Genomic DNA, 24,079 nt, shown 5'->3' with positions numbered 1-24,079 from the left:
TGGGATTACCATTTTTTAGGGATATACTTCTCACACAGCATGGAGGCGGGGCAGTAGTTACAGCCACTCGCATCGCCGGCCTCTACGGCAAAGCTGAAGTCATCGTCGAGGATCAGTCTCACCGCCTCTCGCAGCCACTCCTTTACGCTTGAGTTCACATTTGTCCGGTAGTCGCTGATCACGACCGGGTTCGGATCTTTTCCCTTGGGAAGCTTCAGTGTGATGATGCCATCATTAATGTCGGGCGCACCGGGCTTGAGGATCATCGGGCGGATGTTAAGGTTTTTATCTGACAAGAACCGGTTGAGCTCGCCCGACGTGAGTATCACGTCGCAGTAGTACAGGAGCTGGATGACTGCGCCGTTGATTTCCTTAGCCTGCTTGAGGCACTCGCTCAGATTATCCGACTCTGTAGGCCACTTAGATAGATCGCACTCGGTCTTGTCCCGCCCGGTCTTGTAGTCAATGATATTGACGGTGCCGTCCTGCACGTCTATGCGGTCGATGATGAGCTTGAAGTTTGCTCCCTCATAAGTAGTCTCTATCTCTATCTCACCGCCGACATAGGTGATGGAACCGCCTGTCTCAACCCGCTCGAGATCCGCCTTCACCATCCGCTCGACAAGGATCTTTGTCATCTCAACCTGGTTGTCGTTGTAGTCACTCGCCTGAAACTTGAGGTGGAGTTCCTTGGCACTTTCGTCTACAGCCTCGTCTATCGCATTGCTATTCAGGATTTCGGTGAGACTAATAAGCGAGAGACCATCCGTAATTCCCTCCTTCTCCTTATAGAGCAATTGCATCGCAGTGTGGAATAGGGTGCCGCTGTCTCTCTTGTCGAGGACACCGGACAGGTTCTCATCGTCCTTGATCCCCTCAATGGCGGTGTAGTAGAAGCGTCTCGGGCAGGTGTGGAAGTCCTTCATCCGTGAGGCCGAGAGGCGCTTTACCTTCTCTGTAGGCGTTTTGGCGCTTATGCTAGCCCTGTACCGGCTGACCAGCGTCTTGTCCTCAATGAGGTTGCCGCCAGTCTCTGCTCTGGTGAGGGGAAAAGAGGCCTCCGCTTCGTACATAGGCACGTGGTAGACGTCCCTGAGGAGCTGCACGTAGCGTGACGGCTCTCCCACGGAAGAGTCTCCGGTGCGTGAGTCGTAGAGGAAGACGACGCGCTTGGCGCGCGACATAAGGCGGAAGAAATTGTAGGCTCTTGTCTGCTCCTGCAGATCGGTCGTCGGGAGGTGGTACGCTGTCCGGAGAGAGAATGGGATGGTCGTATCGAGCCGGGTGGCAGTGGGGAGGATGCCCTCAGCTGCATCGGGGATGATGACAGTGTCGAAGTCAAGCCCGCGTGTCTCTAACAGCCCCATCACCTGTACGCCTCCCAGTGGCATGCCGCTGAAGGGGATCCTCGCCTGAGAGATCGTGGTGCGGAGGAGATCCACCACTACGGGGAAGGAGAAGGGGCTCGGACTGCTCTCGGCGTGGCGCTTATGGTAGCCCCTCTGAGAGGTGAGCTGTGGCCGGATGAGGTATCGACGGATGTACTTGATCATCCCCTGCTCGGGATCCTCATCCTCCTCTGTGGTTGCGCTCTCCGTGACGAGGAGCTCGAGGAGGTGGTCCACCTGCTCCGTCAGCGCAACCCCCGCGGGATAGCAAACCTTGTCAGCGGTGAGAGTCTCTGGTTCGCTGAAAATAGTCAGCAGTATATCCCGCGTGCGGTTCTTATCAGGAAAGTGCTTTTTGATCAGGTTCCGAAGTTCGCGGGTGCCGATGAAGTAGCTCTTCTCGTCGATCAGCTGATCCATCAGCTGTCGGCGTGCTTCTACCATCTTCTTATCGGAGAAAAACTTGGAGAGGGCGGTCAGCATGAGGATCTCGCATACCTCAGTGAGGCGGTACCGTTGCCCCCGCGTGTAGTAGTTGCTCCAGTACTTAAGCAGCAGGCTCAGCATCGCTGCGACGGGGATGCCCTTGATGGGGTAGCCCATGGTGACATTGATCTTGTCGATCCCCTTCGGCATATTGCTCAGGAGTGGTAAGAGGAGACTCTCATCGGGAAGGACGATTGCCGTCCGCAGTGGTTCGTGCGGGTCATAGAGTGGGGCGCTCTCGTCCGACTTGCTCAGTGACTGCACGATCTTTTTCCAGCCGTCCTCTTGCTTGTCTCTCTCTATCAGCTTGCGGATCGCTCCGGTCTGGGCGACAGCCGAGGCGGTAGATATGAGTGCGGTGCGGAGGTCGCGGGCCTGATCAGGGATGTCAAAATCAATGTGGTAGGCCCCTTCGGTCGGAGCGGGGTACTCCGAGGTATTCTGCTTGACAAAAGAACCGGCGAGTCCGGGAGAATTCACGATCGGGTCGGTGAAATAGTCCCAGTAGAAGATTGCCTTACCGGAGTCTCTGAAGTGGTCGAGGATCCTGTACATGGCGGGCGTCTGAGCATTGAGTCCCACAAAGACGGTGATCATCCCGTCGTCGGTGAGACTGAGCTTCCCCTTCTTGATCTGCCGGACCGCCTCCCGGAGCATCATCCCCTCGTAGGCGAGCCCCTCCTTCTTCAGCAGGCTCTTGGCACGACTGTAGATCCTGGGAAGCTTGATCCAGAAGTCGAGGAATCTTTTCTTCATCTCCTCCGACTTCTTCGTCTCCTTCTCCTCGGTCACCGTTTCCGTCTCGATCCCGCTCCAGTCGGCATCCTTGTCGTAGATCAGCTTGCTGACCGCACTCCACTGCCGGCGGGAGAGGAAGGTGGAGAGCTCCTCAGTGAGCACCTTGTGGTTGCGCAGGTTCTCTAAGAAGCTGCTGACCTTGATGAGGTGCTTGTCGATGTCGTCAAAGTCACGGAGCAGAGCCTGCCCCAAGTCGTAAAAGTCCTCAAAGGAGCGCTCCTCCGGTCCGAGACCCATCACCTCGAGGTAGGCGAGGTAGATCTTGTGGATCACCAGCAGTTCGTTATTGGGATCCTCCCCCCCGGAGAGGTGCAGCCTACGCTTGATGAGGCTATTCATCGTAGTACACTCCGGCAGCAGTAGCGGTCTCGCATTAGGGCACTGCTCCAGATAGTGGCAGAGGAAGATCCCCGCTCTCTGATTGTGAAAGATGAAGCGGTATTGATGCAGTGGAGTGGCACCGGGTTGCGAGGTTAGGCTGTGGAAGTGCTCAGCAATCTGCTGGAGGAAAGGCTTTGCCATAGTGTACTGCGTGAGGAGATGAGTGATGCTAAAGGAGCCCTCCTCCTCCATCGACTGATGAAGAGAGGAGGGCTCTCTGATGTAAAGTGCAGCAGTGGACTGCTTATCTCTTACGCTTGGTGATGGCGTTGTAGATAGCGATCAGGATGATGGCACCGATGACAGCTACGACGAGCTGTCCCCAGAAGCCACTTCCCTCAGCGACGCCAATGAGGCTGAATACCCAACCTCCGACGACACCTCCGATGAGACCGAGGATCGTATTCCAGATGATCCCCTTGGCGCCTCCGGGCATGATCCAGGAAGCGAGCAGACCGGCGACGAGACCGATGATAAGTGAATAAATGAGTCCCATAATGTTCTTTCTTTTTTGAGTTAGTGAAATGTATTAATGAGGTGAATTATTAGGTCTAAAAAAGGAGAAGTGAACCGCTCCATAGTGGCGCATCTCGATAAAGTCGGGATCGTCGCTGAAGTCCACCTCCTTGGGATGCTCCTGTACATAGAGTCCTCCCTCGGCGAGGATGTGCGCCTCCCGGATCAGTTGGGGCAACTCCGGTAGCTGCGCTAAGTCGTAGGGCGGATCCGCTACGATGACCTGATAGCTCGGCACCTCCGATGGCTCCTTGACGGCAAGTCGTCTGAGCCACTTGAGTACGTCGTAGTGAATGACCTTATACCCCGGGTCGCCCAGTGTCTCTGCCGTCTGGCGGATAAAGGCGGCATGCGCCTCATCGCGATCGATCGCGGTCACGCTATGAGCCCCTCTCGAGAGCATCTCGAAGCCGAGGCTGCCGGTGCCGGCAAAGAGGTCAAGCGCATCGCTCTCCTCCCAGTCGACGTAGTTGGCAAGGATGTTAAATAAATTCTCCTTCGCCATATCGGTTGTGGGGCGAGCCTTAAAGGTGCGAGGCACCTCAAAGCGTCGGCGACCGTATTTCCCGCTGATTATGCGCATATCAGAGCGAGACGGATGATCGGGGAGTGGATGTCTGCCAGCTCCTCGGGGTGGGCGCAGAGGGATCCATAGTCATTGACCCTCACGTTGGCCACCGCACCTCTCAAGAGTTGTGTGGCGGAGTCTATCTCGTCTGACTCCTCCCCAAAGATCAGGAGGTGATCCTGCTCCTTGTCGAGGCGGAAGTGCTCCCACACTGACGTGATGTAGTAGAGTAGGTCCACGCGGTCGGCTATGGTGTAGCGATTAGCGAGGCGAAGGCGCCCCGACTCGCAGTAGCAGAGATCCGTGTGCCCCTCTGAGACCAGTGCCAAGAGGGTCCGCGGGTAGCGCCGACGGCTGTAGGTCGCCCCTGCGAGTGCAAGAGCTGCGACGGGATGAGCGTAGGACGGACTCTGCAGAGCGCTCTGGCACTCGTCAAATGTCTCCTCCGTGGTGGTAAAGATCAGGTCTATCCCCAGATCACTGATCGTGGTACTCTGCAGGCAGTGTCCCTCAGGGAGATCAGCAAGCCAGTGCCGGGGTGACACGCCTCCGCTGGTGAAGTCTCTCGGCACCAGCGTGTAGCTCCCTCCCTCATCGATGTAGAGAGTGGTGGAGCCAAAGGGGCGAGCAAGCTCCCTCCGGCGGAGGAAGTCCTCTGCCGCCTCCTTGCCTCGTACGAGGATGTGGCTCCGGACCAGAGGACGATCGCCACTCTCAGCGATCACCCCCTCGAGCCCATTATCGCTAAGGGTAATGAGGAGTGAGCTCCGCTTGATGTCTGACTCTGTTAGGTCACGACCGGTGTGTCGGTCTCTGATCTGATCCATAGGGTGGGATAGTAGGCAAGAGAGCCGATCTCACACGGTCGGTACCGGTACAGATCGGCTCTCAGATTCATTCAGTAAGTAGCTGGGTCTATAGGTACTCAGTCCTCGTGGATTACTCCCAGTTACCTGCGTTATTATTGATCTCAGTCAGTGAGCCGACCTTCATGCCGGGATACTTCCCCATCTTCGTCTGGCGGTCCACTGCGTTATTCAGCTCCGTTCCATCGAGGTCGCCGAGGTAAGCGGCAAAGGGTGCGCTCGCCTGGAAGACGTTAATCGCATACTGATGACCCTCCGGACCGGTGATGATCGAGGCGGTGTCCATCTGGAAGTACTCACCGGTATTGGGGATCTTGCCGAAGGTGCTGAGGTCTACCTGACGCTCACCAAATACGGTAGTCAGCGCCGGAGCGATCACGGTGTCACGGGAGAAGACTACGGTCTCGCCATTGATATTCCTGACCAGTCTCTGCTCCTTGGCCTTCGTCCAGTCACCGGTCTTCTTGGCCTGAGCGACGATAGCAAGTGCATCCTGCTCGGTCATACCATCCTCGAGCTGCTTCTCGCTGAGCTCCAGCTGACGACGCACGGTCTTCACCTGACCATTCTGGAGCCAATTGATCAGCTCGTCAAAGGAGGGCGTGTGATGACCATTGGATGACTTGTAAGCCACCTGAGCCGTGCGGACGTCCTTGAGACGCTCGATGATGCGGAGCTCACGCTGAGTCTTCGTGTTCTTGAAGCGGATCGGGGTCTCTACCCTGGCGTAGCACACGTAGGCAAGAGCCAGTACTGCTGCGACAAGAAGGATCTTGAAGAGATTTTTCATAAGATGAAATATTGTGGTTGTTTTATGTCTAAAAGAAAACGTCCGAGAGGCCAGCACGTGGCACCTCACTGACAAAAGTAGCAAAGTTTATTGATATGACCCACATTGTAGCGTACAAATTTTTTCCCCGAGTCGCCTGCTGTGTCCTAAAGTAGCTGCTAATCTGCCTATTATACGGCGAAGCTCGCTGGGATGCCGTGCAGTCTCTCTGATCTATCGGTGACCCGCCAGGGGTGGTGGGTATCTCCACAACTCTACCTATTATTAGTGCTGTCCGGCAGGGTGTGTACTCTTGGTTGTGGTACCACAATGGACTGACTTCGGAAATGAAGTCAGCCCTTTCTTCATCCCCCGGACAGACTTTTATGGGACAGCATTGAAGTCTAATACCGATATTAGTGATCTCCTTTACCGGTATTAGTCGCGCCTAATATCGGTAAAAGAAAAACCTCAGATGAGACAGACCGGAGCACACTGATCTCAGGCGTTTCTCAAAGGCACGCCAACCCAATGTAAAAAGCGAGACCTTAGGACTCTTTTGGCTCAAGACCTCGGCACCAACTACTCCCACAATGACTTGACAGCGAGGAAAGATTGCACTGACCTGAGTAGAGGACTGACCTCGGCTGCTGAGTGGGGAGGGCTAATTCGCATTGTTTTCGGTGTGCTGAGAGGGGGATAGAGAATGAGGGAGTGGGCAGGAGTGGAGGGCGAGGAGCAGTTTTCTTACTCCTCTTACCTCATCCTATCCGCCCAGAAGGGAGGCTCCTGGATAGAGCGGCCGGTGTCGCCAGAGCACCGGCTCACGCTGGAGATAGACTGCATCCGCCACTACCTGCAGAGCAGGGTGGTGGCTGTGGGAAGACGGTACAAAATAGTACCTTTGTTGTGGCTTGAGCCGGTATGGCTCGTAGACTACGTTTGGCAACAAGAATTATTAGGATAGTAAAGAAAGACATGAGTAAGCTCGTTGGTAACCTTATACCTCGCACCTTCTTCATCACCAAGGGGAGTGGGGAGTCAGACCTTGAGATGCATGCGGGGTCTTATCATATGGCACTGCATGATGCCGGTATCTGTGACTTCAATATCATGACCTACTCTTCCGTCATCCCGGCCACGGCGGTCCTTACCACGATGGATGAGATCGACCTGCCTCCCTTTGGGTCCGAGATGAAGACGATCATGGCTGTTTCGCACGGGACGCAGGACGAGTTTGTCTCCGCAGGCGTCGTTTACTCGTGGATGTACAGCGATGAGAATTTTGACAACAAGGTGGGCGGTCTCGTCTGCGAGGTGAGTGGTCGCTACCTGATCGAGGAGCTGGAGAGCCGTCTCACCCGTGTGATCACCGATCTGCATGACAAGACCTACTCGCAGTACTTCCTCGGTGAGCTCAATTTCGTCACTGAGGGCATCACCATCGAGAAGCGGTATGGCACGGCTCTCGCCGGGCTCTGCTTCATCGACTTCGAGCAGCCTGAGATCAAGGAGGCTAAGTAACTCTCCGCATACTTTTATCGATCGAGGCTGCCGGAGCTCACGAAGAGGGGGTGTCGGCGGGCTCGATTCTTTATTTTACACATACCTGATATGTCGTACTTTAGTCAATTGACACAGCGCCGCCGGAGCATACGTAAGTATCGCGCTGAGGAGATCGATCCTGATCTCCTGACTGATATCGTGGAGTGTGCCCTCCGGGCGCCTACGTCGCGGAATAGTCGCAGTGTACGGCTCATCGTCGTAGATGATCCCGAGACGATCCGCTCACTGAGTGGCATAAGGGAGCATGGCTCCGCCTTCGTGGCCGGTGCCTCCGTGGTGATCGCTGTCTGTGCGGATACGGCCGAGACGCGTCGCCCGCTCGCTGATACAGCGATAGCGGCCTCTTACCTACAGCTGGCTGCCACCTCCAATGACCTCGGCAGCTGCTGGTGCCACGTGGAGGATACTCCCGGGGCTGTCGATGAGACGGCTCAGGAGACTGTCCACAGGCTGTTGGATTTGCCGGAGTCCTACCTCTGCCACTGTCTCATCGCCCTCGGTGTCCCTGAGGATGCCGATCAGCTGGAGCCGGTGGAGCGCTCCCTGCCGTGGGAGCATGTCTTTGTCGGGCGTTACTCGACCGATGAGGCAGAGGAGTGACTGCCGTGGCGACGTCTCGAGATAGCCATACCTTTGCGATCATGGGGAGCGGCAATGTCGCTTCTCATCTCGCCCCCTCGCTTACTCGGGCAGAATGGCGCTGCCGAGCGGTATGGAGCCGCTCTCCGGAGCATGCTGACGAGCTAGCATCACAGGTGGGGGCGGAGAGCACCTCTGATAGGGCTCTCTTTGCTCACCTGCTGCAGGGAGATCCCTCTGTGGAGCTGCTTCTCCTCTGTGTGAGCGATGATGGACTCGCCGAGGTGGCGGAGAGCCTCCCGCCCGACCTCCCAGCTACGGTGGTCCACACCTCGGGAAGCACACCGATGAGCGTGCTCTCCAAGCTGCGCTCGTATGGGGTCCTCTACCCGCTCCAGACGTTCTCTAGGTCGAGGACGCTGGATATGTCTCGTGTCCCCCTTCTCCTGGAGTGGAGCGATCCAGAGGCTGAGGATCGCCTCAGGACCCTTGCGGATGCTCTCGGGAGCGCGGATGTGCGTCACGTGACCTCCGAGGAGCGCGGTAGGCTCCACCTGGCGGCCTGCTTTGGCTGCAACTTTGTCAATCACCTGCTGGTGGTGGCGCAGGATCTCCTCCGGGGGACCCCACTATCGCTTAGCGATATGCGTCCACTCATCGAGGAGACGATCTCCAAGGCGCTGACGGCAGACGATCCGGTGGCACTGCAGACCGGTCCCGCAGTGCGCCACGATAAGTCCACACTACAGAGGCATGTGGCTCTACTGAGGAACGATCCGCGCCTGACCACAATCTATCAACTGATGACCGAATCCATCCAAGAGAGAGCAGAGAAATCATGAGCAGATTTTCCCAAGACCTATCCGGCTACAAGGCTGTGGTCTTTGATATCGATGGGGTCCTCTCGGGGAGGACCGTGGCGATGAATGATCGGGGTGAACTGATCCGCACGACCAATGTCCACGACGGCTATGCAATGAGACTGGCCGCTCGGGCCGGTATCGTCCTTGGCATCATCACGGGGGGGCATGGAGATGAGATCCGAAACCGCTTTGAGCCCATAGGCGTGAAGTACATCTACGAGCGGTGCCACCGTAAGGCGGAGAAGCTGATGGAGCTCTGCCAGACCGCTCAGATAGAGCCGTCGGAGGTGATCTACTGCGGTGATGACCTGATCGACATACCTGCGATGCGACTGGCAGGCTACAGCGTGGCTCCCGCCGATGCGGCAGAGGATGTGCTGATGGTGGCGGATCACGTCTGTGCCGTCGCCGGTGGTCAGGGCGTGGCGCGTGAGGTGCTGGAGGAGATGCTACGCGCTCGGGGAGAGTGGGGCATCGTCACGGACTTACCCACCTTTTGACCCCCCTCATACCCTATGAGACACCTGATACTTGGGTCGGCCTCTCCGAGGCGCAGGGAGTTGCTGGAGCGCTTGGGCATCAAGGACCTGGAGATCCGCCCTGCCAATATCGATGAGCCCCACCCGGAGGAGGTAGCTCCTCAGGATATGGCTCTCTTCCTTGCCCGACGTAAGTCCGATGCCCTTCAACCCAGGCTGTCAGCGGGTGACCTCCTGCTTACGGCAGACACTGTCGTGCTGCTGGATGATGAGATACTGGATAAGCCGGTCTCAGAGGAGGATGCGCGTGACCACCTCCGTCGCCTCTCCGGTCGATCACACCGTGTCATCACCGGTATCGTGCTTACCGACGGCACTCAGGTCGTAGAGCGGAGTGTGGAGACGGAGGTCTCCTTTGCCCCGCTGACCGAGGAGGCGATCACCTACTACATCAGCCACTGCCACGTGATGGATAAGGCGGGGGGCTACGGCATCCAGGACTGGATCGGACTCGCCGCTGTCGAGCGGATCAATGGATCATATACTAATGTGATGGGACTGCCTACAGCTGAGGTCTATAGCGCACTGTCCCACTTCTTGTAACATACGATATGGGAAAAATCTACAACACTCTGACCGCCCTCTTTATGCTCCTCGCAGTGGGAGCTGTCGTCCTCTACTTCGCCATACCGCAGGATAAGACATGGTTCTTCATCGTCGGTGGTGTCGCTATTGTCCTTCGTCTCGGACAGTATGTCTGGAAGCTGACCCATCCCGTGAAGCACCGGAGGCACACCGACTTCTGAGACCTCTACCTCGGAGGGACCCATAAGCAAGCATCACCCGCTCCTCGATCCTGAGGGGCGGGTGATGCTATATGAGGGGAGGCCGGTTAGTGCTTGCCGATACAGAAGAGGATATGCTCGATCTCCTTGTCCATGACTGGCACGGGGAGGCAGTAGTACCGGGAGAAGGCGGGATTGAGCGCCACAAGGTACATACTCTTCACCTCTATGCCATATCCCACTCGGAGAATGTGTCGGTAGAGGTTTTGCTGCAGACAGCCGATCACGTAGGGCGTGCTGTAGAGGTGCTCCAGCCCATTGAGTCCGGGTGAGTGGGGGTTGTAGGTATTGGGCACAAAGTCGTAGCCATCCTCCTTGCCCATCCTGCGGCTCCGCTTCCAGTCGAAGAGGACGAAGTCGCCATTGTAGTCCTGAGCCAGCAGGTCAAGGGTCCCGGCGAGATTATAGTCCCGCTCGAAGATCTGCCACTCGGTGCGGTAGGGGGTGGGGCGAACCTCATCGAAGAACTGCTCAAAGGCTCTCATCTCGCTCTCGATCGAGAGGTGCTGCTTACTCTTGTCGTCCAGCGTGATATCAAAGGAGTGCTCCACCGGCTGCTTGAGGAGGCTCCGCTCGATCTGCTCGTGCATAAAGGTCCCGAGGTGACGCGCCAGGAGGCCATTATGCTCCCACAGATCCAGCTGCTCCTGGACTGTCGTCCCGAGAGTTCGAGACTTATACTCAGCCCAGGAGCGGACGTTGAAGGGAGGGAAAAAAGAGGAGATGAGATTGGTTACCGAGTGGAGCTTCTCGCCTGTGTCCGCATAGGTGTACTCGTGGCTTGCAGGGTCAAAGAGTATTTTGTCATCCATTGGAGAGGCGTTCAGAGCGTTAAAGTCCGCAGGATAGTTTCTTTCGATCATAGTGTCTCGCTGAAGTGGGTCTTGGGGTGAGTCGAAAAAGGCATCCGACCGAGTCACCCTCGGGGCAAATTTAAGACTATTGCCATTCACTGCCAAGTCTTTTGACATTTTATCACCATTTCTGCAGGTCAATCGGGTTACAGCGGTTAATTGGTAACTTTGTGCCCTTGAGATGGGAAATGATATGGAACAGAGATTGTGCAGGCTGTTGTTGGCCTGTTTGGCGATGATGCCAATGGTAGGGGAGGTGACGGCACAGACGGCGGACACTTCCTGCCGACCGGTGAGGGAGTGGCTGAAGAGTAAACGGCAGAAGGCTAAGGAAGAGGCTGAGAAGCAGCCACAAGTGACGAAGAGTAAGGAGGAGCAGGCCTACGATGACTTAGTGAGTGAGGCAAGGGTGGACTCCGGGCTGGTCGTGACGATAGAGAAGGATGGGGACCTCTATTTCGAGGTGCCTGACAGCCTGCTGGGTCGTCCTCTCCTCTTCACCAGCCGCATCTCTCGCACGTCGGACCCCACAGCTGCGGTGGCGGGACAGATGATGATCACTCCTTTCATTGCCCAACTGGAGGCGAAGGGGGAGGATGAGATCCAGATGAAAATGGTTCCCACGACCCACTATGTGGATGAGGAGGATCCGATCAAGGTTTCTTTTGATCGCAATTTCGCTGCCCCTGTGGCAAGGGTCTTTGAAGTGGAGGCGAAGACGGATCACTCAAGGGTGATCGATGTGACGTCGCTATTCCTCGATGGGGAGTCCCTCTTTGAGAGCGAGGATCCACTTTCACCACCTCTTGGTGGATCTGTGAGCGGGGGATCGTACATTACCGGGGTGCGCGCCTTTGAGCGGAATGTGGAGGTGAAGAGTGTCGCTGCGTATGGGGGTGGCAGACACTTCACCACGCTTGAGATCCATCGATCGATGGTTCTACTGCCTGATCGCCCGATGAGATCCCGTCGTGCAGACAGCAGGGTCGGGTACTTCTCCTCAGGCAGGAGCCACTACTCCTCCGATAAGGATCGTATTGAGCAGTATGAGATCATCCACCGCTGGAGGCTGGAGCCGTCGGACAGTATCGCTTATGCTCGTGGTGAGGTGGTCGATCCAGTGGAGCCGATCACCTTCTACATCGACTCCGCTTTCCCGCCCAAGTGGCGTCAGGCTATCCTGGACGGCATATGCGACTGGGAGAGCGCCTTCCGGGCTGCAGGCTTCAGCAATGCCATCCGTGCCAGGATGTACCCTTCCAAGGAGGAGATGCCGGACTTTGATCCCGATGATCTGCGCTTCTCGTGCATCAAGTATGCCACCTCCCATGTCGCCAATGCGATGGGCCCCTCCTATGTCGATCCGCGGAGTGGGGAGATTCTCTGTGCGGATGTGATCTGGTACCACAATATCACCTCTCTGCTCTACTACTGGCGGCTGGTCCAGACCGGTGCCGTAGACCCTCGGGTGCGTGCGGATAAGCTACCGGACAGCCTGATGTGCGAGGCGATGAGGTATGTGGCGGCTCACGAGGTGGGGCATACGCTGGGGCTGGAGCATAATATGGGCGCCTCCTCAGCTTACTCCGTGGAGCAGCTGAGAGATCCCGCTTTTACCCAAAAGTATGGTACCACACCATCGATTATGGACTACGCGCGCTTCAATTATGTCGCACAGCCCGGAGACTTGGAGCGAGGCGTGCGCTTGGTGCCTCCGCTCCTCGGCCCCTACGACACCTATGCCATCGAGTGGGGCTATCGCCGCTATCCTCAGGAGCGTGAGGCAACGGCTCTCGCTGCACTGATCAGGAGCCATGCCGGGGACCGAAAGTATATGTATGGTCCGCAGCAGGATATGACTGTCGATCCCACGGCTCAGACGGAGGATCTCTCCGGTGATCAGATCGCTGCCAATACGCTCGGGGTGAAGAATCTGAGGTACATCACTCAACACTTCGAGGAGTGGCTCGGGGAGCCCGGCAAGTCCTCTGAGGACCTTAGGGCGGTCTATGACGCGATCATCGAGCAGATGCTTCGCTACCTCCGTCACGTCACGCCTATAGTGGGCGGACGGATCTACTACGATGAGCGACAGGGGGAGGGGCGTATGCCGCTCACCTACCTCCCTAAGGAGCGTCAGCAGGAAGCGCTGCGGTGGACCTTCGGTCAGCTGCGAGGGATGAGGGAGTGGCTCTTCACGCCCTACCTCGCACAGCGTTTCGATCGCTCCAATAGCTATAACCCCTATAAGAGTGAGCCCTTCTTCTTCTCCCTTGTCCTCAATGACCTCACTATAGGCTATCGGCTGAAGGGGATCATTGATGGCAGTGAGGCTCCCAAGGGCGGCTCCGACTATACCATCGAAGCGTATCTCAGTGACTACGTGGATGAACTGCTCCGCGAGGGGGGAGGTGGTCGTGCGCTGAGTCGCTCGGAGCAGAGTCTCCAGCGCACAGCGATAGAGATGCTGACCGGCTACGTCGAGTCCTCGGATCACTTTGGTGGAGATCATCTCGCTGCTGCAGAGCGATCGTGGGCAGACTCCCTCCCGTGTGAGACCTCTGCCGCTCGCTATAATTCGATGACCCCATTCGTCAAGAGTGAGGAGGTCGCCCCTTATATCCGTGTCGCCCTCGCCCGGATCCGCTCGGCATACCGCCTCCGTGCCTCTCAGACAACGGATGCGGCCACCAGAGCCTACTACGCCGGCTGGGAGGTGGCGCTCTCTCGACTCCTCGACAAGAAATAGCCTTATGAAGGAGGATAGAGTCAGGGGTCACTTGGCGATGCTGGTGGCGACCATAGCCTTTGGGCTCAATGGTCCTTTCTCCAATGCTCTCCTCATCGACGGCACTCTGTCGCCGTGGCTCCATATGGCGTGCCGCTTCGGGACAGCATGCATCCTCTTTTGGCTCACCTCTCTCGTCGTGCCTGCGGGGCGTCGTGTGGAGGCTCGTGATGCTTGGCTCCTCATCGGGGCGTCTCTCACGGGTGTGCTGGGCAATCAGGGACTCTTCGCCTTTGCCATCTCCATGACCACGCCGCTACGACAGTCGCTGATGACGACGATGGGACCGATCTTTACCATGCTGCTGGCTGCACTCTTCCTCAAGGAGCCAGTGACGTGGAAGAAGGTCCTCGGTGTCCTTGTCGGGCTGAGTGGGGTGCTGCTCCTAATGCTATCCAAGGGCGGTGATGCCGGCAGCGGTACTCGTGCGATCGTAGGGCAGATGATCGCCCTGCTCGCCACCTTTAGCTACACCCTTTACTTGACCGTATTCAAACGACTGATCGATAAGTACTCTCCGCTGGAGCTGATGAAGTGGCTCTTCCTCATCTCCTTCCTGATCGTGCTGCCCTTCAGCATCGGTCCCGCCATAGAGATGCCATGGCGGGAGATGAATGGCACCTTCTACTTCCAACTCGGCTTCATTGTCCTCGCCGCCACAGTGATGGCTTACCTGCTGGTGCCCTACGCCCAGCAGCGCCTTCGTCCCACCGTCATTGCCGTCTATAACTACGGCAATCCGGTCATCGCTACGACGGCCGGATTGCTGATGGGACTGGAGACCTTTACGGTCACCAAGATGGTTGCGGGTGTGCTGGTGATCCTCGGCGTCGTCATTGTGACGCAGAGCAAGTCCCGCCGCGACCTCAAGCGAGGTCGGTAGTGTCGCTATCGCTTATTCTGCTTCATGTTGGGGTTGATCCTCATAACTACCTGCGGGATAGGCAGCGTAAAGCGAGGATCATCTGCCGTGATTGACTCGGTCTGACCATCACCGGTATTGTGAGTTACGGTGACTGCTCGCTTGGGGTCCTTCGCGAAGCGTCGGAGATCGATGAAGCGGAACATTCCTCGGAGCGCAAACTCGCGTCTCCGCTCCAGAAGCACCTCATCAAGCACTTTCTCCCGATCCATTCCCGCCGCAGTCATCGGTTCATAGCCCTCGATGCGATTGGCGCGCAGCTTATTGAGCAACTCCATGGCGCGATCGACTGAGCCGATGCGAGCCTCGCACTCCGCTGCCGTGAGGTACATCTCGGATGAAGAGATGCCGATATTCTCTCTGAATCCGGATATGTAGATTCGTGTCGTGGGAGACTCAAAAGGCGTCCCCCAATAGTTGTCCACAAAATAGACTAAGCAGCGCTTGTCATGCTCCTCGTCGTAGATGCTGATGAGGTTATCAGAAGTCAGGACGCTGCCTGAGTTGCCAAAGGCATAAGAAGCATTTCGGATCAGGATAGCCTCTGGATCGTTGAGAGACTCGGGCATATCTGTTCGCCCAATAAAGCCATATGGGTCGAGGACGGAGATGGTCTTAAAGTCTAGGAGCGCATCATTGGACTTAAGTGCTTCATTGGCATAGGAGAGTGCCTTCTCGTAATCTCCGATGATCAGATAAGCCCTAGCTAGGATGCCGGCGCAGCCTCCACGAGACATTCGGTACTTGGACGGCTTGGCAACCTCGGGCAGGAGAGGAAGGGCGTCGGTGAGGTCGGTTAGGATTAGGTCATAGCACTCCTGTAGGGTGGCCCGCTTAAGGTCGCCTTGCATGATGTCAGCATGTAGGATCAGAGGGACTCCACTCTGATCAACTGTTGCTGTCTTCTTATCATACTGTGGGGAGTAGCAATTGACGAGGCATAGGTACTCGAGTGCGCGGCCCGCCTTTGCCTCTGCGATAACATTAGCCCTATGCTCCTCAGTTGCTTCCGTAGCTTCTGGGGAGCAGTCTATCACCGTATTGTAATAGTCAATGTTCTTGTAGCTACTGGTCCAGTAGTAGTCCTCCTCTGCATCAGAGAAGACATTCCCATGACTCAGCTTGTAGAGGGTCTGTGTGGAGTGCTCTACCATCGGCAGAGAGGGTGCGTCACCGAGAAAACCGGGGTCATCAAGGAGAAAGGCATCATCCGTCATAAAGGAGGGGAAGGTGGCTCCCGTCTTCATCAGCTCCGGATAATTGAGCAGATTCTCGTAGTCGGTGAGCGTCTTCGGATAGAGCGCATCCTTGGGTCGGATGCTCAGGAAGTTGTCGCAGGAGGAGCATCCTAGCGCGACAAGGAGGGCGGCGAGTAATATCTTATATGTGACTTTCATGGCTGTAGAAAAGAAGGATTAGAAATTGATCGTCGTCCCAAGTGAGATGGTCAGGGGTGAGGGGATTCCTCGCATACCCCATCCATAGGAGTACAAGCCCATGCTCTCAGCGTTGTAGCCGCGTCGATTGAATGAGATAGTCCCAAGGTTCTGCAGCTGTAGCACAAGGCTTGCTGTCGACAGTCCAAGCGTCTCGATCCGATCCTTGGGGAGCGTGTAGGAGAGACTGAGGTCCTGTACCTTGAGGTAATCTCCGGGAAAGACATGCAGGTTAGATGCACACCAAGCGTGAATTACAGCCGTGTCCCTTAGCGGCTTGCCGGTGATGACCGGTGTCATCGTCGGATCTTTCTCGTCCCCAGGCTTCTGCCAGTAGTTGAGATACTCCCTCGGGAGATTGGACCCGGAGGATCCGCCATCGTAGGGAGCGGTGACAGCGCGCAGGACATTACCGCCGCTGTAGTAGAGCATCAGCGATAGTGCGAAGCCTCTCCACTCGATGCGGTTGGTAAGCGATCCTGTCCGGGTCGGCATCCTATTGCCGGAGAAGACGAGGTCGTCCATAGTTATGTCAGAGACCTTCGCAGTCACCTTTCTCTCCCCGCTGCTTGGGTCGGTATGGTAGTAGATTGGCTTACCAGTTTCTGGGCTCAGCCCCGCAGATGGGTAACTGAAGACCGACAGGTATGGATACCCGACGGTGATGGCATTGCCCTGGGTGTAGGAGAAGGTAGTGCGATTGGACTCCTCGACGTTGAGCAGCTTATTTTTATTGACTCCGAGGACAAGAGTAGGCGAGTAGGTGAACTCTCCGAATCGGAAGGCTCCCGAGAGAGTCAGCTCGACACCCCTATTCTCCATCGCTCCGTAATTGAGCAGCAGTTTGTCCCAGCCGAGCGTCGGGTCAGCCGTGCGATCCGCCATCAGGTCAGTGGTGTGGCGGTTGTAGAAGTCGAGACTTCCCCAGAGACGATTCTGAAAGAGACCGAAGTCGATGCCGACATTTGTCGTCGCCGTCTTCTCCCAACGGAGGTTGGGATTTGGAGGGTTATTGATCATGGAGAATTGTCCCTTATTGGTGGGGTTGTAGGTCGGCGAGGAGAGGGTGAGGAAGGGGCCTGCATCCTTAGGAACATTACCTCCGATCCCGTAGGTGAGTCGGAAGACCAGGTTGCTGAGCCAGTCGGATGTGGATTGCATGAAGTCCTCCTTATTGATATGCCACATACCGCCCACCGACCAGAGCGGACGGTACTGGTTGCGCGGGTCAGTGCCAAAGAGATTGGACTGATCCACACGAATACTCCCCGTTAGGTCATACTTCCCCGCATAGGAGTAGGAAGCATTGCCGTAGAAGGAGACAAATCGGTCCTCGCGCTCGTAGAGGTAATTGTCGGTGTGGTAGTCGTAGCTGTAGTAGTTGCTGAGGGCGTAGGTGCCATAAAGCTCGGCGAGGAGGTTGTAGTCTACCGGCATAAAGCCAAGAGTATTGGGATCAAATCCGAAGTGACTCACTGAGGTGCTCATCTCCTTGAGGGCTCGGATCTCTGATCCTGCCAGAGCGGTGAGATAGTGATCCCCCTGCTCGAGTGTATAGTCCAGCTGACCACGGAGGGTATAGGCGCGCCCGTCGCCTCTCACCTGAACCATCTTGCCACCCTTAGGGATGTTATAGACGATCTCGCCGGAGGTCTGATCCTTCGTGGCTGCGTTCACGATTTCGGACATTGCTCCGTAGGAGTTGGGGTCATGCGTCTGCTCACTCTTGTCCTGACTGAAGTCCCCCGAGTAGCGGAGCGAGAGATTGAGTCCGGTGAGCAGGTTTACTGTCAGCCCCGCATTGATCCGATAGTAGCTGTCGTGAGTGGTAGAGAGCTCCAGCCCCTCGTTGCGTAGTGGGGAGTAGTGGAGGTCGTAGAGCCCCTCGTCGACGAGACGCTTCAGCTCTGCTTCTGAGCGCTGTCCGGGTATGTTGAGTGGGGTGCAATTTGCATCCCAGAGCATCGTGTAGGAGGGCAACGTACGATAGTATCTGTAGAAGTTTCCGACGCCGATGTCCTGTCTGCTATCGCTGTAGGATCCTGTCAGTCCGAGGTCGATGGAGAAGCGATCCGAGAGAGTGATGTCATCACGCATGGTGAAGCCATAGCGACGGGATGAGGAAAACTTGTCTGTCGGATTGTTGCCCACGTAATTAGCGGTAACAATGTATCGGTTGTTTGCTGAGCCTCCCGACAGTGCCAGATTGTGCTGGTGTTCGATACCTGTGCGGAGGTAGAAGTCCTCCAGCTGGCTTCTATTATCCAGCTGGGCATAGCGATCCAGAGTGCCATGAAGCTCCTCCTCTGAGATTTCTCCATGTCTGTACCTGAGGATTGTGAGCTGGATAGGAGAGGTGTAGTACTTGTAGTCTGCCGGGGGGATGATCTCCAGCGGGAATCTCTGCTGCACAGCGAGGGTGTGATCAAGCATCTCCCGAGTGTCCATCAGGTTGAGCGCACTCATCCGCGGCTTGGTGACGAAGCGGACCGAGCCATTGTAGGAAAAGGAGGGCTTCGACTCCTTACTACCCTGCTTAGTCGAGATGACGATCACGCCGTTAGCCGCACGAGCACCGTAGATGGAGGAGGCTGCAGCATCCTTCAGCACGGTGATGTTCTGCACCATAGAGGGATTGATTGCAGATAGGTCTCCCTCGAAGGGCATCCCATTTACGACGATAAGGGGCCGGGTATTCCCTCTGAGGGTGGAGATACCGCGGAGGGTCAGTCCCTTGTCCGTACTCACCAGTCCTGCCACTTGACCATTGAGACGGTCGATCAGGTTGACGTCCAGCTTCTCTTGCAGTGCCTTCGGCTCTATGACGGAGAAGGATCCCGTCGCGCGCTCCTTGGAGAGCGTCTGGTAGCCGGTGACCACCACTTCACCGAGCAGCTCGACGTCATCCTTGAGTCGGACCTTCACGGAAGTATTGGAGGGAGACACAGTGACCTCCTGGGCGACCATACCGATGTATGAGATCTGGAGTGTCAGGGGGCGCGAGTAGGGGATGTGGAGGGTAAAGGCTCCATTGACATCGCTGTAGCAGGCGATCTTGTGATCCTCCTTAGCGATGATGGTCACACCGGGGAGTGGCTGGTCGGTCTGATCTGTGACGAGACCGGTCACCTTGTATCCTTCGGCTTGCTCTCCAGCTATATCCTCTGCGACTGCACTCGGTAGAGGCAGGGCCAGGAGCAGTAGGAGCGCAGTCAGTAACGTGCTGTGTAGGTACTTCATAAAAGGATATCTGTGGCTTAGTGAGTGAACTGTAGGGCTGCCTCGACGGCATCGTATATGGCATCTCCTCGGAGATCACGGTGGAGTATCTTCCCCTCCGGATCGAGGAGCAGGATCTGAGGTATGCCGCGGATGTTATAGACTTTATTCGTGGGGCTGATCGCCTCTCTGTCGAGGAGGATCTGCGGCCAGTTGACCTTGTCCTCCTGTATCGCATGGAGCCACGGCTCGCGCTCCACATCCTCTGACACCCCGAGTACGGTGAAGAGATCCCCTGCAAAGGTCTCATAGACTCGTCTCACGCTGGGGGTCTCTGCACGGCACCAGGTGCAGGTGCTGCTCCAAAAGTCGACCAGGACAAACTTCCCCCTGAGGTCGCTCAGCGTGATCCTATCTCCCTCCGGCGTGGTGCCCGAGATCTCAGGAGCCTCGACGCCAACTGCACTCTGAGAGGAGTGATCCAGCATGGCGACGGCATTGCGGTACATGTCGCTCTCCTGCGTGGCAGGGTCGAAGTGTCCCAGCTCCTCACGGACCGAATTGATCTCATCGATCGTATTCAGAGAGAGACGTGGTAGGCGATTGGTGTAGAAAAGGTAGAGCCCGAAGAGATCGGTCGGCAGTTCGCTGCTCATCACGCTGTCGATGTAGGCCTGACGATCCTCCTCACTCTTGTAGAAGTAGGGGTCGGTCTTCTCCTTGATCTGCCGCATCGTCTCGTCATCGTCAAGGTTACGGACGCGATTAAATTCGTTCTCCAGCGAGTCCATCAGCTGCCTGTTGGCTGCTCTACTCATACCATCGGCATAGGTCTGATAGCGCTCGGCAAGGTCCGTCCCCTCTGCGTGGATGGTAAGGAAACGAGAGGGACTGACCCCCACGGTGACCTTATTGACACCGGGCTCCAAGAAGGCGTAGAGAATAGTATTATTATAGCTCTCGTCTGTCATCGGTACTAGTGCATAGAGTGCCGGCGGAAGCGTGTCGGATCGCATCTCGAAGCCTCCGTCCGTAGAGACTGACAGAGTATCTATCGGCTCGATGTAGTCGTACTGCTGGTCGAGGACCCGACCCAGGATGATCAGCGATACTGGCAGGTTATCCTCTACACTTCCACGGAGGACCAGGTCGGTCTCTGTCCGGGGAGCACATCCCGCAAGGAGAAGAAGTGCTGCCGTCAGGAGTAATCTCTTATTAGCTGGCATAGGAGTAATGAGTTAGGGTGTGATTTTTTTTAATTATGAATGGTCAAAACTACGAAAAAAGATTAATTGAATAGACGCATGTGGGAACTGGCTTTTACCTGAATTTCGTGGTGTGAACTAATACCGGTATTAGGCATCACTATTACCGGTATTAGTCATCACTATTAGCGGTAATAGATTTGACTGATAGACCGGGGGGGCTTTGTGCTGATCCTCAGACTGTCTCCATAGGGCGATTTATCGGTCTGCTTTTGTGCGGAAAAGGGGTACATTTGGGGAAATGAAATGTAAGAGACGATCGATATGACTAAGACTGAGGAACTGGTGGCAAAGCAAAGGGAGTACTTCCGGTCGGGAGTGACTCTCCCCTGCCGCTTTCGCTGTGAGATGCTGGACCGCCTGTATCATGTGATACGGATGAGTGAGTCGGAGATTGAGGCTGCGCTGCAGGCGGATCTGGGGAAGAACCGCTTCGAGGCTTATACCACGGAGGTCGGTTTCGCCCTGAGCGAGATCAGTTACCTGCGACGCCACCTCCCTCGGATGATGCGTCCGCGGAGGGTCTGCACCGACCTCTCCAATCTCCCCGGTCGGAGTCGGATCGTCCCGGAGCCGTATGGCAACGTGCTGGTGATGAGTCCGTGGAATTACCCCTTCCAGCTGAGTATCTCGCCCCTCGCCGGTGCTATCGCTGCGGGGAATACGGTGGTGCTCAAGCCCTCTAATTACTCCATAAATACCTCCCGGCTGCTCAGCCGACTCGTCCGAGAGACCTTCCCTCCCGAGTATATCACGGTGGTGGAGGGCGACCGGTATGTCAATCAAGACCTGCTGGATGCCCGCTTTGACTACATCTTCTTCACCGGATCAACTCGTGTGGGGCGGGTGGTGATGGCGAAGGCGGCGGCTCACCTGACGCCCGTCTCGCTGGAGCTGGGCGGTAAGAGCCCCTGCATCATCGACCCGACGGCTAAGCTGGACCTTGCGGCTCGGCGCATTGCCTGGGGGAAGTGCCTCAATAGCGGTCAGACCTGTGTCGCTCCGGACTATACACTGGTCCATCGGTCGGTCGTGGAGCCCTTCATCAGCGCCCTGAAGCGCGCCTTTGTCATGCAGGTGGGCGAGCATGCGGAGCTTAATCCGGACTATCCGCGGATCATCAATCGGAAGAAATTTGACCGGCTCCGCGACATGATTACTGCGTCTGATGTCCTGTGGGGTGGGGCAGTGTCGGAGGAGACGCTCCGGATCGCTCCCTGCATCGTGCGGGGTGACTGGGACTGTGCTGCGATGGGGGAGGAGATCTTCGGTCCCATCTTCCCTATTCTGATCTACGATAGTCTCGATGAGGTGATCCGTGAGGTGACCGATCGTCCCCGTCCGCTGGCACTTTACCTCTTTACTGAGGATCGGAGGGTGGAGCGAGAGGTGATCTCGCGGATTCCCTTCGGTGGGGGCTGCGTCAATGACACGATTATGCACCTCGCCTCGTCTCAGATGCCCTTCGGTGGAGTGGGGGAGAGCGGTATGGGCGGCTACCATGGGCGCTTCTCCTTCGAGACCTTCTCTCACCGGAAGAGCATCCTCCGCAAGGCTACCTGGCTGGATCTGCCGATCCGTTATGGTCGAAATCTCGAGCGGGATCTCCGGCTAGTGCGGCTGATGTTGCGGTAGTCTGACTTTTTGTCAGACCACTATTTTGGGTACCTTTGGACTTGACAAAGAGTGACCCAATATGAATAATAGCATACCCAAGGAGGAGATCCGCCGAGCTAAGCAGCGGCAGCAGATCGTCGGCGACTGTCCGGCGCTCAATCGTGCTGTCGAGGTGGCTCTCCTCATTGCTCCGACCGATGTCAGCGTCCTCGTGGGAGGAGAGAGCGGTGTCGGGAAGGAGGCGTTCCCCAAGATCATCCACCAGAATAGCCTCCGCAAGCACGGACCCTATGTGGCGGTCAATTGTGGAGCGATCCCGGAGGGGACGATAGACTCCGAGCTCTTTGGACACAAGAAAGGCTCCTTTACCGACGCGGTGACGGAGCGTCAGGGCTACTTCGAGGTGGCCGATGGGGGGACAATCTTCCTCGACGAGGTGGGCGAGTTGCCTATGGCGACACAGGCGCGTCTCTTGAGGGTGCTGGAGAGTGGCGAATTCATGAAGGTGGGCTCATCCGACGTCCAGCGCACCGACATCCGCGTCGTGGCGGCGACGAATGTCAATCTCCAGGAGGCGGTCAAGCGGGGCGACTTCCGTCAGGACCTGCTCTATCGACTCAATACCGTCACGATCGACCTGCCGCCCCTCCGGGATCGGGGTCGCGATGTGATCCTGCTCTTCAAGAAATTTGCTGCCGACTTTGCCGAAAAGTATCATATGCCCCCGATCCGTCTCGAGGAGGAGGCGGAGCAGCTCCTGCTGAGCTACGACTGGCCGGGGAATATCCGCCAGCTGCGCAACGTGGTGGAGCGTCTCAGCGTGATCGCCCCGGATCGGATGATCAGCCGCGAGGTGCTGCAGGACAATCTCCCGCATAATGCCGAGGTGCGCCATCCCGCACTAGTCTCTCCCACGATCGGCTATGAGTCGATGATGGATGAGCCGGCCGGGAGCAGTGCCGGGATGGGGGCGATTATGTCGATGCTCCGGGACGTCAAGGGGAGCGTGGGAGAGCTGACACAGCTCTTCTACCGGTTCCTCCAGACACAGGTCCGTCGCGAGCCTGTCGGCAGCCTGATGATGCCCGACCGGACTGCAGAGGTACCGGTGCAGGACCTGATGCACTCTTCTTCTCCCTCCTCATCCCCGTCTCAGGAGGTGCGAGGCGGTGACCTGCAGGCAGACTTCGAAGAGCTGACCAGCACCGAGGGGAAGATGCTCACTCTCGAGGAGATGAGCCAGAGGTATATCGACTTTGTCCTTGAGAAGAATAAGGGCTCCCGCAAGCAGACGGCGGAGGACCTCGATATCTCTGAGCGCACACTCTACCGCAAGCTCAATAAGCAGTGATGAAAAAGTCTATCCTCATATCGCTCCTCCTCATGCTCCTCCTTGCGGGCTGCCATGTCAAGTACTCGCTCAATGGTGCCAGCATCGACTACACGAAGATCAAGACGGTCTCCATCACAGACTTTCAGAACCTCGCCCCTACTGTCTATCCACCCCTTGCGCAGCGCTTCACGGAGGACCTGAAGGATCGCTTCCAGAGGCAGACGCGCCTACGTGACGTACCGACTAATGGCGACCTGAGCATCGAGGGAGAGATCGTCGGCTACGACCTCTCGGCGGAGGCGGTCCAGGAGAATGCCTTTGCCGCCAAGACTCGCCTCACCCTCCGGATCAACGTCCGCTTTACGAATAAGGTGAATGAGGAGGAGAATTTTGAGCGAGAGTTTACCTCCTTTGGCACCTTCGACAGCTCGCAGATGTTTGTCGACGTGCAGGATCAGCTTTGCGAGGAGCTGACCAAGGATATCATCAATCAGATCTTCAATGCTACCGTGGAGAATTGGTAGCCCCTATGGATAAAGCC

Annotated in this window: 20 protein-coding genes; 11 read left to right on the top strand and 9 right to left on the bottom strand. The window is 56.6% G+C overall.

Going from position 1 to position 24,079, the window contains the following annotated elements; translation table 11 throughout:
* Positions 1-5: 5 nt before the first annotated feature.
* From QZR17_RS02795 to QZR17_RS02775, 5 genes are all read right to left on the bottom strand, one after another.
* Positions 6-3,245: a PD-(D/E)XK nuclease family protein gene (locus QZR17_RS02795; protein WP_297127415.1), complete on the bottom strand. Its 3,240-nt coding sequence runs from the start codon at positions 3,243-3,245 to the stop codon at positions 6-8.
* A 52-nt stretch (positions 3,246-3,297) separates the two neighbouring features.
* Positions 3,298-3,549, bottom strand: a complete 252-nt coding sequence (locus QZR17_RS02790; RefSeq protein WP_296160701.1) for a GlsB/YeaQ/YmgE family stress response membrane protein — start codon at positions 3,547-3,549, stop codon at positions 3,298-3,300.
* Positions 3,550-3,582: 33 nt separating this feature from the next.
* Positions 3,583-4,152 carry an RsmD family RNA methyltransferase gene (locus tag QZR17_RS02785; protein ID WP_297127411.1) on the bottom strand — a complete coding sequence of 190 codons (570 nt, stop codon included), beginning with the start codon at positions 4,150-4,152 and terminating at the stop codon, positions 3,583-3,585.
* Positions 4,143-4,964, bottom strand: a complete 822-nt coding sequence (locus QZR17_RS02780) for a DUF3822 family protein (RefSeq protein ID WP_297127408.1) — start codon at positions 4,962-4,964, stop codon at positions 4,143-4,145. Before QZR17_RS02780 ends, QZR17_RS02785 begins: the two co-directional genes overlap by 10 nt.
* 112 nt (positions 4,965-5,076) lie before the next feature.
* A complete protein-coding gene (locus tag QZR17_RS02775) occupies positions 5,077-5,793 on the bottom strand; it encodes a hypothetical protein (RefSeq protein WP_297127405.1) in 717 nt (238 codons plus the stop codon).
* A gap of 957 nt (positions 5,794-6,750) precedes the next feature.
* Here QZR17_RS02775 and QZR17_RS02770 point away from each other — a divergent pair.
* The 6 genes from QZR17_RS02770 (at position 6,751) to QZR17_RS02745 (ending at position 10,065) form a co-directional block, all read left to right on the top strand.
* Positions 6,751-7,296, top strand: coding sequence for a pyruvoyl-dependent arginine decarboxylase (locus tag QZR17_RS02770; RefSeq protein ID WP_297127402.1), 546 nt, complete (start codon positions 6,751-6,753; stop codon positions 7,294-7,296).
* Between the two features lie 90 nt (positions 7,297-7,386).
* A complete protein-coding gene (locus tag QZR17_RS02765; protein ID WP_297127399.1) occupies positions 7,387-7,938 on the top strand; it encodes a nitroreductase family protein in 552 nt (183 codons plus the stop codon).
* A gap of 5 nt (positions 7,939-7,943) precedes the next feature.
* Positions 7,944-8,759, top strand: coding sequence for a Rossmann-like and DUF2520 domain-containing protein (locus tag QZR17_RS02760; RefSeq protein WP_297127395.1), 816 nt, complete (start codon positions 7,944-7,946; stop codon positions 8,757-8,759).
* On the top strand, positions 8,756-9,280 hold the full coding sequence (locus tag QZR17_RS02755; protein ID WP_070467616.1) for an HAD-IIIA family hydrolase: 525 nt from the start codon (positions 8,756-8,758) through the stop codon (positions 9,278-9,280). The genes QZR17_RS02760 and QZR17_RS02755 overlap by 4 nt, the downstream gene beginning before the upstream one ends.
* 15 nt (positions 9,281-9,295) lie before the next feature.
* The gene (locus QZR17_RS02750) at positions 9,296-9,862 is read left to right on the top strand and encodes a Maf family protein (protein ID WP_297127392.1); all 567 of its coding nucleotides are present in this window, start codon (positions 9,296-9,298) and stop codon (positions 9,860-9,862) included.
* An 8-nt stretch (positions 9,863-9,870) separates the two neighbouring features.
* Positions 9,871-10,065 (top strand): hypothetical protein, encoded by a 195-nt coding sequence (locus QZR17_RS02745; protein WP_296159186.1) that lies wholly within the window; start codon positions 9,871-9,873, stop codon positions 10,063-10,065.
* Between the two features lie 86 nt (positions 10,066-10,151).
* Here QZR17_RS02745 and QZR17_RS02740 read toward each other — a convergent pair whose 3' ends face one another.
* Positions 10,152-10,967 (bottom strand): hypothetical protein, encoded by an 816-nt coding sequence (locus tag QZR17_RS02740; protein WP_296159196.1) that lies wholly within the window; start codon positions 10,965-10,967, stop codon positions 10,152-10,154.
* A gap of 184 nt (positions 10,968-11,151) precedes the next feature.
* Between QZR17_RS02740 and QZR17_RS02735 the strand changes: the two genes are divergently transcribed.
* Together QZR17_RS02735 and QZR17_RS02730 are read left to right on the top strand one after the other, a co-directional pair.
* Positions 11,152-13,707, top strand: coding sequence for a zinc-dependent metalloprotease (locus QZR17_RS02735; protein ID WP_297127387.1), 2,556 nt, complete (start codon positions 11,152-11,154; stop codon positions 13,705-13,707).
* Between the two features lie 4 nt (positions 13,708-13,711).
* Positions 13,712-14,629 carry a DMT family transporter gene (locus tag QZR17_RS02730; protein ID WP_297127384.1) on the top strand — a complete coding sequence of 306 codons (918 nt, stop codon included), beginning with the start codon at positions 13,712-13,714 and terminating at the stop codon, positions 14,627-14,629.
* A gap of 5 nt (positions 14,630-14,634) precedes the next feature.
* On the opposite strand, the gene QZR17_RS02725 is transcribed toward QZR17_RS02730, so the two are convergent.
* The 3 genes from QZR17_RS02725 to QZR17_RS02715 are packed head-to-tail and all read right to left on the bottom strand — an operon-like array spanning position 14,635 to position 20,549.
* Positions 14,635-16,065, bottom strand: coding sequence for a RagB/SusD family nutrient uptake outer membrane protein (locus QZR17_RS02725; RefSeq protein ID WP_297127381.1), 1,431 nt, complete (start codon positions 16,063-16,065; stop codon positions 14,635-14,637).
* Positions 16,066-16,083: 18 nt separating this feature from the next.
* Positions 16,084-19,344 carry a SusC/RagA family TonB-linked outer membrane protein gene (locus QZR17_RS02720; protein WP_297127378.1) on the bottom strand — a complete coding sequence of 1,087 codons (3,261 nt, stop codon included), beginning with the start codon at positions 19,342-19,344 and terminating at the stop codon, positions 16,084-16,086.
* 17 nt (positions 19,345-19,361) lie between these two features.
* Positions 19,362-20,549, bottom strand: coding sequence for a TlpA disulfide reductase family protein (locus QZR17_RS02715; protein WP_297127375.1), 1,188 nt, complete (start codon positions 20,547-20,549; stop codon positions 19,362-19,364).
* A 303-nt stretch (positions 20,550-20,852) separates the two neighbouring features.
* Here QZR17_RS02715 and QZR17_RS02710 point away from each other — a divergent pair, with 303 nt between their 5' ends.
* From QZR17_RS02710 to QZR17_RS02700, 3 genes are all read left to right on the top strand, one after another.
* Complete coding sequence (locus QZR17_RS02710; RefSeq protein ID WP_297127373.1) at positions 20,853-22,223, top strand: aldehyde dehydrogenase; 1,371 nt, start codon at positions 20,853-20,855, stop codon at positions 22,221-22,223.
* 73 nt (positions 22,224-22,296) lie between these two features.
* Positions 22,297-23,556, top strand: coding sequence for a sigma-54 dependent transcriptional regulator (locus QZR17_RS02705; RefSeq protein ID WP_297127509.1), 1,260 nt, complete (start codon positions 22,297-22,299; stop codon positions 23,554-23,556).
* The gene (locus QZR17_RS02700; RefSeq protein WP_297127371.1) at positions 23,556-24,062 is read left to right on the top strand and encodes an LptE family protein; all 507 of its coding nucleotides are present in this window, start codon (positions 23,556-23,558) and stop codon (positions 24,060-24,062) included. Before QZR17_RS02705 ends, QZR17_RS02700 begins: the two co-directional genes overlap by 1 nt.
* The last annotated feature ends 17 nt before the right edge of the window (positions 24,063-24,079 follow it).

It is taken from the genome of uncultured Porphyromonas sp. (assembly GCF_900541275.1).
Lineage (GTDB): Bacteria > Bacteroidota > Bacteroidia > Bacteroidales > Porphyromonadaceae > Porphyromonas_A.
The sequence above is the reverse complement of the archived record's forward strand: the minus strand, read 5'-3'. Positions and strand labels throughout refer to the sequence as shown.

Bases quoted from the DNA above. Each gene is read 5' to 3' on its own strand.
- QZR17_RS02725 (WP_297127381.1), bottom strand. From the start codon at position 16,065: ATGAAAGTCACATATAAGATATTACTCGCCGCCCTCCTTGTCGCGCTA.
- QZR17_RS02715 (WP_297127375.1), bottom strand. From the start codon at position 20,549: ATGCCAGCTAATAAGAGATTACTCCTGACGGCAGCACTTCTTCTCCTT.
- QZR17_RS02720 (WP_297127378.1), bottom strand. From the start codon at position 19,344: ATGAAGTACCTACACAGCACGTTACTGACTGCGCTCCTACTGCTCCTG.
- QZR17_RS02785 (WP_297127411.1), bottom strand. From the start codon at position 4,152: ATGCGCATAATCAGCGGGAAATACGGTCGCCGACGCTTTGAGGTGCCT.
- QZR17_RS02710 (WP_297127373.1), top strand. From the start codon at position 20,853: ATGACTAAGACTGAGGAACTGGTGGCAAAGCAAAGGGAGTACTTCCGG.
- QZR17_RS02750 (WP_297127392.1), top strand. From the start codon at position 9,296: ATGAGACACCTGATACTTGGGTCGGCCTCTCCGAGGCGCAGGGAGTTG.
- QZR17_RS02775 (WP_297127405.1), bottom strand. From the start codon at position 5,793: ATGAAAAATCTCTTCAAGATCCTTCTTGTCGCAGCAGTACTGGCTCTT.
- QZR17_RS02755 (WP_070467616.1), top strand. From the start codon at position 8,756: ATGAGCAGATTTTCCCAAGACCTATCCGGCTACAAGGCTGTGGTCTTT.
- QZR17_RS02780 (WP_297127408.1), bottom strand. From the start codon at position 4,964: ATGGATCAGATCAGAGACCGACACACCGGTCGTGACCTAACAGAGTCA.
- QZR17_RS02770 (WP_297127402.1), top strand. From the start codon at position 6,751: ATGAGTAAGCTCGTTGGTAACCTTATACCTCGCACCTTCTTCATCACC.
- QZR17_RS02765 (WP_297127399.1), top strand. From the start codon at position 7,387: ATGTCGTACTTTAGTCAATTGACACAGCGCCGCCGGAGCATACGTAAG.
- QZR17_RS02740 (WP_296159196.1), bottom strand. From the start codon at position 10,967: ATGATCGAAAGAAACTATCCTGCGGACTTTAACGCTCTGAACGCCTCT.
- QZR17_RS02700 (WP_297127371.1), top strand. From the start codon at position 23,556: ATGAAAAAGTCTATCCTCATATCGCTCCTCCTCATGCTCCTCCTTGCG.
- QZR17_RS02735 (WP_297127387.1), top strand. From the start codon at position 11,152: ATGGAACAGAGATTGTGCAGGCTGTTGTTGGCCTGTTTGGCGATGATG.
- QZR17_RS02790 (WP_296160701.1), bottom strand. From the start codon at position 3,549: ATGGGACTCATTTATTCACTTATCATCGGTCTCGTCGCCGGTCTGCTC.
- QZR17_RS02795 (WP_297127415.1), bottom strand. From the start codon at position 3,245: ATGGAGGAGGAGGGCTCCTTTAGCATCACTCATCTCCTCACGCAGTAC.
- QZR17_RS02730 (WP_297127384.1), top strand. From the start codon at position 13,712: ATGAAGGAGGATAGAGTCAGGGGTCACTTGGCGATGCTGGTGGCGACC.
- QZR17_RS02745 (WP_296159186.1), top strand. From the start codon at position 9,871: ATGGGAAAAATCTACAACACTCTGACCGCCCTCTTTATGCTCCTCGCA.